This window comes from Lysinibacillus sp. YS11 (assembly GCF_002896375.1).
Classification (GTDB): Bacteria; Bacillota; Bacilli; order Bacillales_A; family Planococcaceae; genus Lysinibacillus; species Lysinibacillus capsici.
Genome location: NZ_CP026007.1, coordinates 3,898,115 through 3,914,205, shown reverse-complemented (window position 1 = coordinate 3,914,205; position 16,091 = coordinate 3,898,115). Strand labels below are relative to the sequence as shown.

15 protein-coding genes and 1 pseudogene are annotated in these 16,091 nt (G+C 37.5%); 10 read left to right on the top strand and 6 right to left on the bottom strand.

The genetic code is table 11. The annotated features are described in order from the left end of the window. Window positions 1-220: 220 nt before the first annotated feature. Complete coding sequence (locus LBYS11_RS19690; RefSeq protein WP_048394791.1) at window positions 221-1,759, bottom strand: fumarate hydratase; 1,539 nt, start codon at window positions 1,757-1,759, stop codon at window positions 221-223. A 187-nt stretch (window positions 1,760-1,946) separates the two neighbouring features. Between LBYS11_RS19690 and LBYS11_RS19685 the strand changes: the two genes are divergently transcribed. Beyond that, window positions 1,947-2,747, top strand: a complete 801-nt coding sequence (locus LBYS11_RS19685) for a YwqG family protein (protein ID WP_054549016.1) — start codon at window positions 1,947-1,949, stop codon at window positions 2,745-2,747. 40 nt (window positions 2,748-2,787) lie between these two features. Here LBYS11_RS19685 and LBYS11_RS19680 read toward each other — a convergent pair whose 3' ends face one another. Further along, window positions 2,788-2,973 (bottom strand): SE1561 family protein, encoded by a 186-nt coding sequence (locus tag LBYS11_RS19680; protein ID WP_016995373.1) that lies wholly within the window; start codon window positions 2,971-2,973, stop codon window positions 2,788-2,790. A 371-nt stretch (window positions 2,974-3,344) separates the two neighbouring features. Here LBYS11_RS19680 and LBYS11_RS19675 point away from each other — a divergent pair, with 371 nt between their 5' ends. Together LBYS11_RS19675 and LBYS11_RS19670 are read left to right on the top strand one after the other, a co-directional pair. Then, entirely contained in the window at window positions 3,345-4,529 is a 1,185-nt protein-coding gene (locus LBYS11_RS19675) for an MFS transporter (protein ID WP_048394787.1), read from the top strand. A 238-nt stretch (window positions 4,530-4,767) separates the two neighbouring features. After that, window positions 4,768-5,403, top strand: a complete 636-nt coding sequence (locus LBYS11_RS19670; protein WP_048394785.1) for a hypothetical protein — start codon at window positions 4,768-4,770, stop codon at window positions 5,401-5,403. Window positions 5,404-5,728: 325 nt separating this feature from the next. Here the strand turns inward: LBYS11_RS19670 and rlmD are convergent. The 3 genes and pseudogenes from rlmD to LBYS11_RS19655 all read right to left on the bottom strand — a co-directional run bounded on the left by rlmD (window position 5,729) and on the right by LBYS11_RS19655 (window position 8,944). Beyond that, window positions 5,729-7,107: pseudogene (gene rlmD / locus LBYS11_RS19665) on the bottom strand (23S rRNA (uracil(1939)-C(5))-methyltransferase RlmD). A gap of 37 nt (window positions 7,108-7,144) precedes the next feature. Further along, window positions 7,145-7,969 (bottom strand): polysaccharide deacetylase family protein, encoded by an 825-nt coding sequence (locus LBYS11_RS19660; protein ID WP_009371550.1) that lies wholly within the window; start codon window positions 7,967-7,969, stop codon window positions 7,145-7,147. A gap of 66 nt (window positions 7,970-8,035) precedes the next feature. After that, window positions 8,036-8,944, bottom strand: coding sequence for a TIGR01777 family oxidoreductase (locus LBYS11_RS19655; RefSeq protein ID WP_103118836.1), 909 nt, complete (start codon window positions 8,942-8,944; stop codon window positions 8,036-8,038). 205 nt (window positions 8,945-9,149) lie between these two features. Between LBYS11_RS19655 and recX the strand changes: the two genes are divergently transcribed. The 3 genes from recX to LBYS11_RS19640 are packed head-to-tail and all read left to right on the top strand — an operon-like array spanning window position 9,150 to window position 10,549. Next, the gene (gene recX / locus LBYS11_RS19650; protein WP_066038231.1) at window positions 9,150-9,953 is read left to right on the top strand and encodes a recombination regulator RecX; all 804 of its coding nucleotides are present in this window, start codon (window positions 9,150-9,152) and stop codon (window positions 9,951-9,953) included. Further along, complete coding sequence (locus tag LBYS11_RS19645) at window positions 9,950-10,279, top strand: YfhH family protein (protein ID WP_103118835.1); 330 nt, start codon at window positions 9,950-9,952, stop codon at window positions 10,277-10,279. Before recX ends, LBYS11_RS19645 begins: the two co-directional genes overlap by 4 nt. Then, window positions 10,280-10,549 carry a YfhJ family protein gene (locus tag LBYS11_RS19640; RefSeq protein ID WP_048394780.1) on the top strand — a complete coding sequence of 90 codons (270 nt, stop codon included), beginning with the start codon at window positions 10,280-10,282 and terminating at the stop codon, window positions 10,547-10,549. It begins immediately after the preceding gene. A gap of 36 nt (window positions 10,550-10,585) precedes the next feature. Here the strand turns inward: LBYS11_RS19640 and LBYS11_RS19635 are convergent, their stop codons facing one another. After that, window positions 10,586-11,572 carry a metal-dependent hydrolase gene (locus LBYS11_RS19635; protein ID WP_066037902.1) on the bottom strand — a complete coding sequence of 329 codons (987 nt, stop codon included), beginning with the start codon at window positions 11,570-11,572 and terminating at the stop codon, window positions 10,586-10,588. Window positions 11,573-11,769: 197 nt separating this feature from the next. Here LBYS11_RS19635 and mutY point away from each other — a divergent pair, with 197 nt between their 5' ends. From mutY to LBYS11_RS19615, 4 genes are all read left to right on the top strand, one after another. Further along, window positions 11,770-12,819 (top strand): A/G-specific adenine glycosylase, encoded by a 1,050-nt coding sequence (gene mutY / locus LBYS11_RS19630; RefSeq protein ID WP_048394777.1) that lies wholly within the window; start codon window positions 11,770-11,772, stop codon window positions 12,817-12,819. A gap of 77 nt (window positions 12,820-12,896) precedes the next feature. After that, window positions 12,897-13,076 carry a gamma-type small acid-soluble spore protein gene (locus LBYS11_RS19625; RefSeq protein ID WP_004230485.1) on the top strand — a complete coding sequence of 60 codons (180 nt, stop codon included), beginning with the start codon at window positions 12,897-12,899 and terminating at the stop codon, window positions 13,074-13,076. A 318-nt stretch (window positions 13,077-13,394) separates the two neighbouring features. Then, window positions 13,395-13,946, top strand: a complete 552-nt coding sequence (locus tag LBYS11_RS19620; RefSeq protein WP_004230486.1) for a nucleoside tri-diphosphate phosphatase — start codon at window positions 13,395-13,397, stop codon at window positions 13,944-13,946. 200 nt (window positions 13,947-14,146) lie between these two features. Further along, window positions 14,147-15,871 carry an ABC transporter ATP-binding protein gene (locus tag LBYS11_RS19615; RefSeq protein WP_199768338.1) on the top strand — a complete coding sequence of 575 codons (1,725 nt, stop codon included), beginning with the start codon at window positions 14,147-14,149 and terminating at the stop codon, window positions 15,869-15,871. The last annotated feature ends 220 nt before the right edge of the window (window positions 15,872-16,091 follow it).

The window sequence follows — 16,091 nt, the reverse complement described above, 5'->3', positions numbered from 1 at the left end:
TTGTTTTGAGCTATTCAATTGAAAATGGATTTCAATTACCATCTCTTTTGTTTAGAATTATTATAACAAAGGAATTTATAAAAATAAAGTAGGAAGTTTGATGGAGATTTTTAAACAATTTGCGAAAGGATTGAAAAAGGCACAGTCTATTCACTAGGAATATTCTGTGCCTTACAAAATTGTGCAATAAAATGAGTTACTACTGCTATCTATTATTTAATTAGAAGACTCTTTCTGCATGCAGAGCAAGTTTTTCTAATGATGATTTATCCACATCTGCATGTAGTGAGTTACCATGTGAATCCATTGTTACAACTGCTGTAAATTTTTCAACATTTAAGTGCCACATGGCTTCAGGAATACCGAATTCCATTAAATCAACACCATCCACGCCTTTAATACAGTCCGCATAGTATTGTGCTGCTCCACCAATTGCATTCAAGTAAACGCCACCATGCTCATTAAGCGCTTTTAATGTTTTTGGTCCCATTCCACCTTTACCAATAACAGCACGGATACCGAATTTTTTCATGATATCGCCTTGATAAGGCTCCTCACGAATTGAAGTAGTTGGGCCAGCAGCTTTCACTGTCCAATTGCCTTCTTCATCCTTAGCCATTACAGGTCCGCAGTGATAAATAACTTGTCCATTTAAATCAACTGGTGCATCGTGGCTCATTAAATGGTGGTGGATGGCGTCACGGCCAGTATACATACGACCAGTAATAGAAACGACATCTCCAACTTTTAATGAACGAATTTGTTCTTCAGTAATTGGCGCAGTAAGTTCTACTACATCTGTAGTTGTATCTTCTGTTGTAGCAGCTACTTCATTCTCTTTGAAGGTAATTTTTTCACCTTCTTGATAGTGCCAATTCAAAATTTCGCCAGTTTGAGGATCGATGTCCACAGCCATACGTCGGTAAGCCCAACAATTATATGCTACTGATACATAGAAAGAGGCAGGTATACGGTGCATTACGCCAATTTTACAGCCTAATAATGTTGCTTCACCACCGAAGCCCATTGTACCGATACCAAATGTGTTAGCCGTTTTAACAACATACTCTTCTAACTTAGCAAGATCTGCATTTGGATTTGTATCTTCAACATGGCGGAATAATTGCTCTTTTGCTAAATCATAGCCCGAAGAACGGTCTCCACCAATACCTACACCAATGAAACCAGCAGAACACCCTTGACCTTGTGCTTGGTATACAGAGTGTAAAATACATTTACGAATACCATCTAAGTCACGCCCTGCACGACCAAGACCTTCTAGTTCACATGGTAGACTGTATTGAATGTTTTTATTTTCACAGCCGCCACCTTTGAGAATTAACTTGATTGTAATGTAATCTTTTTCCCATTGCTCAAATTTCATTACTGGCAAACCATCACCAAGATTATTACCACTGTTTGCACCAGATAATGAATCCACCGCATTAGGACGTAATTTAGCATCTGCAGTTGTATCGTTGATTGCTTTTTTGATTGCAGCTTTAATTTCTAATTGGTTTACGCCAACAGGAGTATAAATTTTGAAAGTTGGTAGCCCTGTATCCTGACAAATTGGTGACACGTTATCTTCTGCCATAATAATATTATTTGCAATTGTGTCTAAGCTCATTGCTGCACGAGTACCAGCATTCTCAGCTTCTTTTGCTTTTTTAATAGCACGACGTACATCCTTAGGTAAATTCGTAGATGTTTCAGTAATTAAATCGTAAAGACTCTTCTCCAAATTTTGTAGATTCATTGGTATTGCCCCCCATAGAAAAATTGATTATTTCCACGTTACATTATACTCTTTTCAACTAATGAAAAAAGAGTCCTTATCTGAGACCGCTAAATTAAAGCATATTTTAATAATATAGAAGGAGAGTATTGATTTTATAGAACGTTTGTTCTAAAATAGAATAAATCCAATATTAGGAGGAACTTGAATGACTGCTAAAACTTTACTTGAATTACCCGAAGCATTCGAGCAATATAGACCATTAATAGAAGGGACAATGAAGCCTGTTGTATTGGTTAATACGGAAATAAGTAAAACAACTTTATTTCAAAGTAAGTTTGCAGGAGATCCTTATTTCCCATTGGGAATGGACTATCCAAAAAACATGAAGGGACAACCGTTAAAGCTATTAGCTCAAATTAACTTTGCAGAGGTTCCTATGCATTTACCCAATTTCCCAGAAGAGGGAATATTGCAGTTTTATATTGATGGTTATGACGATGTTTTAGGAATGGATTTTGATAATGGACAAAATCAAGAAGGCTTTCGTGTAATATTTCATGAACAAGTTATGCAAGATGAAGCACAGCTTATTCAAGACTTTTCTTTTATAGAAATAGATGATGAGGAATTATATTTTCCTGTCGAGCGTGAAATGGCATTATCCTTTATTACAGGCGTTGAGCCGATGTCGATTGATGATTTTAGAAGCAATGAAAAGTATGCTAGCATCTTAACAGCTTTGGAGGATGACGAAGCATTAGAAGACAGCTTCTATGATGCTATGACTGGTGATGGTCATAAAATTGGAGGGTATCCATTCTTTACGCAAGAGGATCCTCGAGCATATGGTGATTATAAAGATTCAATCATTTTGCTGTTACAGATTGATAGTGTCGGCGACAATATTCTTTGGGGCGATTGTGGCGTTGGCAATTTCTTTATCACAGAGGAAGAGTTAATGAATAAAGATTTTAGCAAGGTACTTTATAATTGGGATTGCCATTAAAAAACAAGCGAGCACACGATGCTCGCTTGTTTTTTATTCATTATTGTTCACGAGCATGAAATTGCTCCATTTTGTCCTCTAAATCATCCATCATTTGGATTAAGCGATCAATATCTTCTAACTCAGCTGTTTCAGGATCAAGGGCATCTAATACTTCTAAAAACATCTCCAGACGCTCTTTTAAATAGGTTACTTGTTGCTCTTTATCAGTGATTGGCTTTGACATTCGTACACCTCATTTCATCCCTTTCATCGTAGCCGATTTGAGCTTAAATTTCAATGTTTAGGGAAACACCTAGGACTAAGAGATTAATTTTAAAAAACAATAAACAGAATATTTACAATATTGAGGATGTATGTTAAAGTTGTTTTAAGATAAAGTAAAGGAGCTGATTGGAAAAAGTCATCTGCAACGCTAACTCGAAAAGGAGGGAGTTTAAACAAGTAATCGGTAATATTCAAAAGCCGAAAATCGTGTTTATACAATTAAATGAGGATAAGTATTAGTTAAGCCTTAGCGTAAAATCACATGTGGTGAGCGCTAAGGCTTTTTGGTATGCTGTTCTTTGGAAGAATGACTAGATAGTGGAGGGAAAAATGACGTACTTCTCAGATTACAGCAAAAAAAGATTTACCATTTTAGTAGTAATTGTATCCATATCAGGCTTTTCACAAGGGATGCTATTACCGCTTATTTCGATAATATTTGAACGTGATGGGGTATCCTCTGCATTGAATGGCTTGAATGCAACAGGCTTATACATAGGAACATTACTGATTTCACCATTTATCGAGCAGCCCTTACGCAGGTGGGGCTATAAACCGATTATTTTAATTGGTGGAGCACTAGTTTTTGCGTCTTTACTTGCATTTCCTCTATGGAAAAGTGTGACCTTTTGGTTTGTCCTTCGTTTATTAATTGGCGTAGGCGATCATGCCCTGCATTATGCCACACAAACATGGATTACTAGTACTGCAGATCATAAAAGCTTAGGGAAGGGGATGGCCATTTATGGCTTATCATTTAGCATAGGTTTTGCTGTTGGGCCACTTATGGTGAAGCTCATTGAAATTGCTGAAGCGCTACCGTTTATCGTATCTTCAATAATGTGCCTCTTTGCATGGTCCTTTGTATTTCTCTTACAAAATGAAAAGCCTGAGCGTTTAACAGGTGATTTAAATGCCAGAGGATGGCAACGGTATAAAATGGCTATTGTATTTGGGTGGATTGCTTTTTTAGGTCCATTTGTTTATGGTTTTCTGGAGTCTTCACTAAATGCCTTGTTCCCTGTCTATGCACTACGCAAGGGCTTTGAAGTCGGCATGATTCCTATCATTTTATCTGTGTTTACATTTGGTGGTATTTTAACGCAAGTACCGCTTGGTGCACTAGGAGATAAAGTAGGGAGAAGGAATATTTTGATGATTGGGTCATTTGGTGGCGCAATTATTTTTGCGATTGCAAGCTTTTTAGAGCATTCACAATTCGCTGTGGCTGTCGCATTTTTCTTAACGGGTACGCTGGTTGGCTCGATGTTTTCTTTAGGGATTACATTTATGGCTGATTTGACACCAAAGGAGCTACTGCCTACGGGGAATTTACTTTGCGGAATTGCTTTAAGTATTGGTAGCTTAACAGGTCCATTTTTAGGTGGAGTTTATTTAGAATATGTAAAAAATTATAGCTTCCTTTTACTTGTGGCTATGCTTTTGCTAGCCGTTGCAATCGTTTTATTTATATTTGGACGCCGCAAGCATCAACAACCAAGGATGGCAAAATAAAAAGAGCGGGGCTCATCTCCCGCTCAAAAAACAAAAAACGCCCAGCAAATCCGTGCTGTTATGGCGTTTTTTGCGTAACAAGGATGTTCCGTCCAAGTTACATAGGTTTGGCACCTAGAAAATTATTATACAGACATGTTCTAATGAAAGCAATAAAAAAGAAAATGGGTATTTTTGGACATTATCCATCTTTCTATTTATAATAAAAGAACACTTGCTTAAAAAGGAGGTTTTTATCATGACAGAAATGAAAAAACTATCTATCCACCGTGCTTTAACAGAATTAAAAATGCTGACTCTGCGAATTGAAGCAGCAACAAATGAGGTTAGTGCAGTCGTAGCTAATCGAAAAAGCAATCGTAAAATTAATGGTGTAGACATTCCTGAATATGAAAAACAAATGCAAGCATCCTATGATAAAGTGCTAGGTTTAATTTCCTATCGAAATAAAATAAAAGCACTAGTTGTGCAGTCCAATGCAAACACAAAGGTGTTGGTGGGCAAAGAGGAAATGACTGTAGCGGAGGCAATTGAACGGAAACAATCCATTCAATACGAAAAGAATTTGCTAGAAGTTATACAGCATCAGCATCGTTCAGCTATCAATACGATTGCCAAAGAAAATGATGCATTACCTGCAAAGCTGGAAACCTATTTAATTAACATATTGGGCAATAAAGATAAACAATCACCAGAGGAAGTCAAATTACATACCGAAACATTTATGAAAAGAAATGAGTTTGAAATCATTGATCCCCTAAATGTTAAACAACAAATTGAGAAATTGAGCAATCGGATTGAAGAATTTGAATCAGAGGTGGACGCTGTCTTATCAGAGTCGAATGCCACAACCTTTATTGAAGTACAAGTTTAAAAAGATTTGCATGTCCTAGCGAAAATGGAAAACGAAAAGTCGCTCGCGCTTCAAGGCATGTGTGCGAGTTAAAACGTAAAACATGCCTTACTCCAATGGTAATTTTCAACTAAACTGATTTGAAAGTTCAAAGGTAAAAGGTGAAAGTACAAATCTTACGTTTGAAAGTTCTTTGAATAAAAGCTGAAAATTTAACATTTAATAATCATTTAAATCCTGGGTTATTGGTTAAGGTATCGACTTTTCTGGACCATCCATCATCCACCAGGCAGCTTGTGCTGTGCATTAGAAAAAGGACGTCTCCTAGGGAAACGTCCTTTTCATACTATTTGTTTTTTAAAACAAGTTTTGCAACGCATTCCACCTGCGCCGTTTGTGCGAACATATCGACAGGCTGAATATACTCAACATGATAAAGCTTAGATAATTGTTGTAAGTCCTTTGCCAAAGTGGATGGGTTACAGGAGGTATAAACAAAACGTTTAGGTTTTAGTTTAAGGACTGTTCGAATAAATTCAGGTGCTAGTCCTGTACGTGGTGGATCTACCGTAATCACATCAGGAGTAAATCCTTCCTTACGCCATTTCGCTAGAACACTTTCCGCTGTACCGACTGCATATTTCGTATGCTTGAAGCCATGATTTCGAGCATTTTTACGAGCATCCTGAATGCTTTCAGGAATGACATCCATTCCACGAACTTCCTTCGCTTTATCCGCTAACCATAATCCAATTGTGCCAACGCCACAGTATGCATCAACCACTGTTTCTTTTCCCGTTAAAGCAGCAGCCTTTTAATTTCATCATAAAGATGAACTGTTTGCTTTGGATTTAGTTGGAAGAAGGCGCGGGCAGATAAATCAAAGGCCAATTCGCCAAGCTCTTCATGAATGGTTTCTTTGCCATCAAGTACAACAGTTTCATCACCGAAGATTAATGATGTTTTTTCACGGTTAATATTTTGTGCAATGGATACAATACTCGGATCAATTTTTTTAATACGTGTAATCAATTCAGCTAAATGAGGGATTTCTTTCCTTGTTGTGACAAGAACGACTTGTGTCTCCCCGGTACGAATACCTGTACGTACAACAATCGTACGCACTAAACCATCTAGCGTACGACCATCGTAAATAGTGATATTTAGCTTTTGCAAAATTTTTCGAGTGGCAACGGTGATTTTGGAAGTAATTGGGTGCTGAACAAGGCAATCATTAATGTTTAACAGCTTATTACTTCCTTCAGCAAATAAACCTGCGTAAACACGCTTGCCTTCTTTACGTACTTGGAATTGGCTTTTATTACGATAATGCCAAGGATCATCCATGCCAAGTGTTTTTCTCACTTCAATTGTTTCGAGTAAAGGTTTGGCATAACGCTCTAATGCTTGTATAACAATGTCTCGCTTTTCTATTAGCTGTTTTTCATAGGTCATATGCTGAAGCTGGCAGCCCCCGCACTCATTGTACACTGGGCAAGGTGCTTCCTGACGATGTTTTGAAGCTTTACGAATGGCTAATATCTCTGCTTCAGCAAAATTACGTTGTGTTTTTGTTACTTGAGCTGTGATCTCTTCACCAGGAATGGCTCCTTTTACAAATATCACATTACGTTTATAAAAACCTACACCTTCACCATTAATGCCTAGCCTTTTTATTGTTAGTGGGAATTTTTGTCCCACGGTCATTGTTGTTTGCTGCGTCAAACGTTCCACGTCCCTGCTCTATATTGTCATCTCCCCATTATAGCGAAGGAGCAGGCGATTGCAAAGCAACAGGGAAATCTTCATATTCTAATACTAAATCGTCAAGCGATAAGAACGTATAACCTTGCTTTTTAGCTTCTGCAATAAACATTGGTAATGCTTCCGCATTATCCTGTGCTACGGTATGCATTAAAATAACGGCACCAGGATGCAGTTGTTCCATAAGTGCATTATAAGCATAATCTGCCCCACGACGCTCATCCTTCATCCAATCCTTAAAGGCCACAGACCAGAAAATATGGCGATAACCTTCTGCATTACCCACCTCTAGCACTTTTGCATTAAAAATTCCTTCAGGTGGACGAGCATATGTTGTACGATCGATGCCTGTCAATTCACGTAACTTGCCATCGAACTTTTGCCATTCTGCACGCATGCCATCTGGTGAAAGTCGAGCCATATTTGGGTGACCATATGAGTGATTCCCGATAGTATGACCATCCTTCACCATGCGTTTCACTAAGTCGCTTGCACTGTCTAAGTAATGGCCTGTTAAAAAGAAAGTAGCAGGTACATTTTCTTTTTTCAATGTATCCAAAATACTTTCAGTAAAGCCGTTTTCATAGCCATTATCAAATGTTAAATAGGCAATTTTTTTATCTGCCTTCCCTTTATAAATCGCACCATATTTGTCAAGTAACTGATCGAGCTGTGCTCCTGCCTCTGCCTGCTCACCGTTTTTAGCACGTTTAAAGCCCCAATGGTGTTCATCAGAACCAGCAGCAAAAAATGGATTAAAGCTAATTCCTGCGGCAATAATAAAAGTAGCAATTACCGCACCAACAATATGTTGTTTCCACATAAAAACGCATCCTTTCTTTTTCATTAGAATGCGTAATTACTAAAAAATTATCCAACTTAATTTTTTCTAATTTTGAGCCTTTAACAAATTTTCAAGTGCTTGCTTTAAATAAGGGTATTTAAATATAAAATGTTGTTGTTCTAATAGGGTTGGTAGCACTTGTTGTCCTTCTAAAACAAGTGTGCTTTGTTCGCCGAGAGCTAAACGCATCGCAAAGCTAGGAACAGGCAGCCAATGACGTCTGCCCATGACTTCGGCAATCGTTTGACCAAATTCCTTCATTCTCATAGGATGCGGGGCTGTTATATTAAATGGTCCATGAATATTTTCATTTGTAATAGCGAAATAAATAGCACGTGCTACATCTTCAATATGTACCCATGAAAGCCATTGCTCTCCAGAGCCAATCGTTCCACCTATATGCATTTGATAGGGCAATAGCATTGGTGGAAGTGCGCCACTATTTCTACCTAAAATGACACCAAAGCGTGCAAGAGCCACACGAATACCTAATGCTTCTGCTCGTTTCGCATGTCGCTCCCAATCGTGGACTGTAGTGCCTAAAAAATCAGTTGCGTAATCCGTAAAATCTTCATCATAGATGGCTTGTGTGGAAGTTGGGTATATACCAACCGCACTAGCATTGACAAGGACTTTTGGTTTTATCGTGAGCATGTCCATTATACGTATAATCTCTAATGTGGCATTCATTCTGCTCCAATAGATAGCTTTCTTTTGCTTTTTTGTCCAACGACCATTATTTAATGAAACACCTGCTAAATTCACAAAGGCATCTACACCTTCAAAGATTTCCAAAGCTTGCTCCTGCTGATGTAGCCATTGAACATAGTGAACGCCATTTTCTAGCTTTGACTCATGACGCGTTAAGACAAAAATGTCGTGTCCGTTGTGCTGCAATAGCTGTATAAGAGCATTTCCAACAAAGCCAGTGCCACCTGCAATCACTATTTTCATAACAAGCACCTCTTTTCTCGAATAAAACGCTTACTTTTAAGTTTATCATGTAACCAAAAAGTAAACATCTTTAGGCATTAATTGCAGAGAAGGAAGTTTACCCGTGGAAGGGAAAAGAATGCCCGCGAACATAGGGAAATTAACCGTGCTAACAGTCAGATCCCCCATAAAGAAATGCTATAATGATAATAGTGAGGTGTTTGCTATGCGTATGATTACGAAAATTGCACGTCAAAAAAACAATCCTGAACGCTATAATATCTATTTAAATGAAGAGTATGCTTTTCCGGTTGATGAAGCCATTCTCATTCAATTTGGTTTAACAAAGGGAAAAGTGCTCGATGAATTCGAAATTCAAGAGATTGCCTATGAAGATGAGATACGTAAGGCATTTAATAAGGGGTTAAACTTCCTTTCATATCAAATGCGAAGTGAGCATGAGGTTAAGAAAAAACTGCTCAACTTAGAATTTGGAGAAGCTGTAGTGTTAGAGGCAATCCAAAAGTTAAAATCCTATGGCTTTATTAATGATGAAAACTTTTCAAAGGCTCTGCTTGATACAAAGAAAGCTACTATGAAAAAAGGACCAAGAGCCATTAGACAAGACATGATCAAAAAAGGCATTGAGAAAAACTTGCAGGATGAGGTGCTTGCTACATATAGTTTTGAGGAACAAGTAAAACTGGCGAAGCAACTGGCAGAGAAAATTGTTCGAGCGGAAAGCAAGAAGACCCCAACACAGATTAAGACCAAAATTCAGGATTACTTATTAAGAAAAGGGTATGCTTTCTCGATTGTTGAAGAGGTGCTTAGCCAAGTTGAGATAGGGCAGGATGATGACAACTGGCAGCAGCTACTTGATGCTCAAGGCGAAAAAGTTTGGAAAAAGTACGTATCGAAGTATACTGGTTATGAGCTAAAAATGAAGGTTAAACAGGCGCTCTATCAAAAGGGTTTTCCTATAGAAGTAATAGATCGTTTTATAGAAGAGAAGGAGAATGAAGAATGAGTGAAAAAAATTATGCAGGTATGTCTGAACATGAATTGCGAGAGGAAATTGCTTTTCTAAAAGAGAAAGCTCGAAAGGCAGAACAGCTAGGGATCATCAATGAGTTTGCTGTTTATGAACGCAAAGCTTTAATGGCTGCGGCTTATTTAGTGGATCTTGATACAATCGTTCCAGGAGAAATGTATCGTATTGATGGTTCAGATAATGAGTTTTTCCAAGTAGATTATTTGAAGGGTCGCTTTGCTTGGGGTCATCGTTTAGGTGGAGACAAGTACCAAGAGGCACTACCAGTATCTATCCTTTCACCAGTAAAGGTGGGCAAATAAATGGATGAAAAAATTGAGAAACTAACACAAGAGTTACTTGCAAAGAATCCTCAAATGTCTGTTGGACGGGCACAGGTTTGGGTGGAGTTGTTATGGAGTGACTTTGAATCAACTGCCGCGAAAGCAGGGTATGATTATCGTGGGGCAGAGTATACAGAAAATCTTGTTCGTCAATTAATTGCTAGCTATGGTGATAAACTACATGCTTTTGCAGGGCGCAATCCGAAGTATATACATTTACTAGATGCTAGTGATGATATGGTACAATAATAAAAACCCTGACCAATATTGGTCAGGGTTTACTGCTTAATTACTCGCACCAATTTGTAGTTTTTTCTGGAGCTTATCTTCTGTAAAGATCCAGCCTGTGTAAGACGTAATAATGTCATTCGCATCATTTAAATGTGCTACGGCAACGAAAGGATAGCGATTGTCACTACGGTAACGCAAGTCGATTAACCTTACTTCTATTAGGCCGTTTTCAAGCTCGGAAATCTCCCATCGATACATAGGAGAGAAAGACACAAATGCAGCTAAGTTAGGATCTTTCATTGCAGCATCTACAAGCGCAGTTTTAGGCAAAGGCTTAATTTCGAATTTATCGTAAATATTAACAGTCCTTCCATAAGCACGGCCAACATAATAATGAGTTTTGGACTTTGCTGCGATTCGCCAGTGGAAGAAGCGCATAGTAGGTGCTACAATGACATATTCTTCATCTTGAATAGTATGATGCACCGCGTTTTTTACTGCTTTTTGCACAGCAAAACGCAAAATATAGTAAATCACGATAACCACGTACATGATACTGAATGTCCATACTGGATTTGTGCCAAATGCCCATAACACAATACCTACACAATGTAAGGTAAAAATGATGGGATCGAAGGTATTAATGACACCTAACGCAACCCATTTTCGAGAGAAAGGTCGAATTGCTTGTGTACCATACGCGTTAAAAATATCGACAAAAACATGAAGTGCAACAGCTAAAAATGTCCAAAGCCATAAATGTAACACATTCACATCTTGCAAAATCAGTGATAAAACAATTGTAATTAAAATTGGCCATAAAACTACAGCTGGTAGTGAGTGTGTAATTCCTCGATGATGTCTGATATAGATGGCGTTATTACGTAGTTTTAACACAGTGTCGACATCTGGAGCTTGTGAGCCAATAATTGTACCTGCCATTACTGCTGTAAAAGTCATTGAATGATTGGCTACTACAGGGTCAGCTAATGCAAGACCGCCAAGGGCAATACCCATAACGAAATGTGTACCTGAATCCAAAAATATCCACTCCTAGTATGCATTAAAATCGAGTACAATGTGCATACAACTTTATTTCGAACATAATAAAAGGTATATTGAAATATTCTGACACTCGTGCGTAAGCGACGATTATTGTCGATCTTCCACGAATATTCTTTTCTTCATTGTATACCCTTTTCATCATAAATTAAATCGTAAAAACAACGGAGGTCACTGTGAATTACCCATATGTAACAGAATTTCGACAATCATTAGTTGACTGGTTTAACACAGAGAAGCGTGATTTACCGTGGAGACACACAACAGATCCTTATAAAATTTGGGTATCTGAAGTGATGCTACAACAGACACGTGTCGACACAGTTATTCCTTATTACAATCGCTTTATGGAAAGTTTTCCAACATTAGATTTGCTTGCGGAAGCACCCCAAGAATACTTATTAAAGCATTGGGAAGGTCTTGGCTATTATTCTCGTGCTCGCAATTTACAAGCAGGTGCTCGTGAGGTTATAGAAAATTACGGTGGTATAGTACCTGACAATCGCCATGAAATATCTAAATTAAAAGGTGTTGGTCCCTATACTGCAGGTGCTATTTTAAGTATTGCCTATAATAAGCCTGAACATGCAGTTGACGGTAATGTTATGCGGGTTCTAAGTAGAGTGCTTGATATACATGAAGATATAGCTATTCCCAAAACGAAGAAAATTTTCGAAAGTGCGGTTGAGGAACTAATTGATCCTGATCATGCTTCATCGTTTAACCAGGGCTTAATGGAGCTGGGTGCACTTATTTGTACACCTACCTCTCCAAAATGTTTATTATGCCCAGTCAGAGAGTATTGCACAGCTTTTAATGAGGGAGAACCAGAAAAATTACCTGTCAAATCAAAAAAGATAAAAATGAAGCATCTCACATATGATGTTCTCGTATATGAAAATGACAAAGGACAATTTTTAATGCAACAACGTCCTGAGCAAGGCCTGCTAGCTAATCTATGGCAATTTCCAATGATTGATACAAGCCAATCTTCGGTAGAAAACTTTACAATGGAATATAAAGTAATTGTCCAAGCCAAACATGAATTACTTACATTTAAACATGTTTTTTCACATTTAACTTGGCATTTAAATAGCTATTATATAAAATGCGAATCGACTGAGCTAGGTGATTGGCTAAATCGTGAGCAAATAGAACTCTTACCGATGCCTGTGCCTATGCTAAAAATTTGGGATGAAGTAAAAAAGCAAACAGCAGGAAAATAAATCCTTCTTAAAATCATTGATTCATGAGCATAAAAGTCATCACCTCCGTACACAATAACTAGCGTGGAGGTGAATGAATGATGAAAAAACAAAACAACCAAAATTTCCAACCGAATAAAAACATGCAACGTCAAAGTGAAGAGTTTGGTTATGAAACGGACGTAAATGAAGTGCAAAAGCAAAATGCGAAAGCAGAGCAAAAGAAAGCTCCAGCTTCTGGCCGTTTCTCAAAAACTAACCAAGATCTAGGTGAGTAACACTTTGTAACTGCATAATTGCATTTACCTCTAAGGGGCTGTCTTAAATCCGAAAAGATGAAAAAGACAGCCCCTTTCAAATTGTTTAGGTAAGTAAATCGTCCGCTTAAAAGGAAATTCTCTATGGCATTAACTAAAAAATCCCATCAAAGCTGACATTATAATAAAATTCGCTTATAATTGACTAAATTTTATACAAATTCAAAATAGCGTAGTGAAATTTGTGGTTTTCTAACTACACCTTTCGCGTACACATTGCTATAATATACTAGAGACTGCTAGATTTAGGTAGCATAGACGAAAAGGTGGGCTAACAAAATGGCATTACCGGTAGAAGGAGAAACGATACAAATACATAGTTATAAGCACAATGGCCGTATCCACCGTGTTTGGCAAGAAACGATGGTTTTAAAAGGAACGAAAAATATCGTAATCGGTGCGAATGAACGGACACTTGTGACAGAATCCGATGGTCGTACATGGCTAACGAGAGAGCCCTCTATTTGCTACTTCCATGCGGAACACTGGTTTAACATCATCTGTATGCTACGTGAAGACGGTGTGTATTATTATTGCAATCTAAGCTCACCATTTGTTTTCGATAATAATGCCATTAAATATATCGACTATGATTTAGATATTAAAGTTTTTCCTGACATGTCTTATACCCTTTTAGACGAGGATGAATATGAGCTCCATCGTAAGGAAATGTCTTATCCTGATGTCATAGATAAGATTTTAAAGCGCAATGTCGATAAATTAATAAGCTGGATTCAACAAAAAAGAGGACCATTTGCACCCGATTTCATCGATGTCTGGACAAATCGTTACAAGTTCCAGCTTGATATGCAGTCAGATGATCAATCATGACACCTATTAGTTTAACTAATAGGTGTTTTTTTATTGGAGGGGACAGAGTATTGTTAAGGTAAAGGTAAAATAGTTCGCTATAAAGTCATCATAACTGTATTTTAATCAAAATATTGCTATAATACTTAGGGCATTCATCTTCGAATGTCTGTTTCTTTTTGTAAGGATGTGATGATAAATTGGGAAGCATTAAGCGATATATGCGCTTTGTTAAACCATATACATGGGAAATTATTTTAACGATTATCATTGGTATAGTAAAATTTGCTATTCCACTATTTATTCCACTGCTCATTAAGATTGTGCTAGACGATATTATTGCAGCAGATGACTTAACAGATGTAGAAAAAACAAAAGAACTATTTTATTGGCTAGGTGGAACTATTATTGTGTTCTTTATTATCCGTCCACCTATTGAGTATTATCGACAATATTTTGCACAACACGTAAGCAACAAGGTACTATTTGATATTCGTAAGGAAATTTATGCACATTTACAGCGTTTAAGCTTAAGGTATTATGCCAATACACGGGCAGGGGATGTTATTTCAAGGGTAATTAATGACGTTGAACAAACAAAAACCTTTGTCATGACGGGGTTAATGAATGTTTGGTTAGATTTGGCGACGATTGTAATTGCGATTGCCATTATGCTAACCATGGATGTGAAGCTAACACTAGTAGCGTTGGTCGCATTTCCATTTTATGCTTTCAGTGTAAAATACTTTTTTGGCAAATTGAGAGATTTGACACGGAAACGTTCTCAAGCACTTGCAGGTGTACAAAGCTATTTACATGAACGTGTAGCTGGTATGAGCATTATTAAAAGCTTTACTTTAGAAAAGCATGAGCAAAAATTGTTCGATTCAGCAAACGGTGAGTTTTTAGAAAAAGCGCTTGATCAAACAAAGTGGAACGCAAAATCATTTGCTGTCGTGAATACCATTACAGATGTAGCGCCATTACTAGTTATAGCCTATGCGGGCTATCAAGTAATAAATGGGTCACTTTCAGTTGGAACAATGGTTGCTTTTATTGCTTATATTGAACGTTTATATGGCCCACTTCGTCGACTTGTTAGCTCGTCCACAACTTTAACACAGTCAATCGCTTCAATGGATCGAATGTTCGATTTAATAGATGAACCTTATGAAGTGAAGGATAAGGACTATGCTGGTGAACTCCCACGTGCAAATGGGCAGGTTCGCTTTCACAATGTATCCTTCCAATATGAAGAAACTGGCTCACCTATTATAGATGCTATCGATTTAACGATAAATCCTGGGGAGACTGTTGCCTTTGTAGGGATGAGTGGTGGTGGTAAGTCAACGATTATCAGTTTAATTCCTCGCTTTTATGATACAACAAGCGGGCAAGTGACCATTGATGGAAAAGATGTACGGGATGTTACTTTACATTCTTTACGATCTCAAATTGGTATTGTCCTGCAAGACAATATACTTTTTAGTGACTCTGTCAAAGAGAATATATTAATGGGGAAACCAGATGCAACAGATGCACAGGTCATCGAAGCAGCCAAAGCGGCAAATGCCCATGACTTTATTATGAGTCTGCCTAATGGTTATGACACAAAGGTTGGGGAAAGAGGAGTAAAGCTCTCTGGAGGACAAAAACAACGAGTTGCCATTGCGCGTGTGTTTTTAAAAAATCCACCAATTTTAATCCTGGACGAGGCTACTTCTGCATTAGATCTAGAAAGTGAAGCACTGATTCAAGAATCATTAGACAAGCTTGCCCATGAACGAACAACTATTATTATTGCGCACCGTCTTTCTACAATTACCCATGCTGACAAGATATTCGTCATCGATCATGGTCAATTAATTGAAAGTGGAACACATGAACAGTTAATGGACAGTCAAGGGACATATTATAATTTATTCCAAGTACAGCACTTAGATTAAAATTTTCCGATAATTAAACGGTTTAAGAAATTTTTTCAAAAAAGTCTTTCATTTATTCGAAAATGGAAGGCTATTTTTTTTGAAAAAAGTAAAAAATTATCTCTTTATAAGATTTTATTATTATGGAAGGCGATTATTGTAGAAATTCTATGTAATTTGCAGAATATTAATGATTGAAAGAGTAAGGGTTTTTAGTTAGAATTATCTGAAAATAAGGAAT

What these genes read in the sequence shown, in the direction of transcription:
- LBYS11_RS19625 (WP_004230485.1), top strand. Translation starts at nt 12,897, where the DNA reads ATGATGAAAAAACAAAACAACCAAAATTTCCAACCGAATAAAAACATG.
- LBYS11_RS19615 (WP_199768338.1), top strand. Translation starts at nt 14,147, where the DNA reads ATGCGCTTTGTTAAACCATATACATGGGAAATTATTTTAACGATTATC.
- LBYS11_RS19660 (WP_009371550.1), bottom strand. Translation starts at nt 7,969, where the DNA reads ATGTGGAAACAACATATTGTTGGTGCGGTAATTGCTACTTTTATTATT.
- recX (WP_066038231.1), top strand. Translation starts at nt 9,150, where the DNA reads ATGCGTATGATTACGAAAATTGCACGTCAAAAAAACAATCCTGAACGC.
- LBYS11_RS19645 (WP_103118835.1), top strand. Translation starts at nt 9,950, where the DNA reads ATGAGTGAAAAAAATTATGCAGGTATGTCTGAACATGAATTGCGAGAG.
- LBYS11_RS19680 (WP_016995373.1), bottom strand. Translation starts at nt 2,973, where the DNA reads ATGTCAAAGCCAATCACTGATAAAGAGCAACAAGTAACCTATTTAAAA.
- LBYS11_RS19675 (WP_048394787.1), top strand. Translation starts at nt 3,345, where the DNA reads ATGACGTACTTCTCAGATTACAGCAAAAAAAGATTTACCATTTTAGTA.
- LBYS11_RS19690 (WP_048394791.1), bottom strand. Translation starts at nt 1,759, where the DNA reads ATGAATCTACAAAATTTGGAGAAGAGTCTTTACGATTTAATTACTGAA.
- LBYS11_RS19620 (WP_004230486.1), top strand. Translation starts at nt 13,395, where the DNA reads ATGGCATTACCGGTAGAAGGAGAAACGATACAAATACATAGTTATAAG.
- LBYS11_RS19685 (WP_054549016.1), top strand. Translation starts at nt 1,947, where the DNA reads ATGACTGCTAAAACTTTACTTGAATTACCCGAAGCATTCGAGCAATAT.
- LBYS11_RS19655 (WP_103118836.1), bottom strand. Translation starts at nt 8,944, where the DNA reads ATGAAAATAGTGATTGCAGGTGGCACTGGCTTTGTTGGAAATGCTCTT.
- LBYS11_RS19670 (WP_048394785.1), top strand. Translation starts at nt 4,768, where the DNA reads ATGACAGAAATGAAAAAACTATCTATCCACCGTGCTTTAACAGAATTA.
- LBYS11_RS19640 (WP_048394780.1), top strand. Translation starts at nt 10,280, where the DNA reads ATGGATGAAAAAATTGAGAAACTAACACAAGAGTTACTTGCAAAGAAT.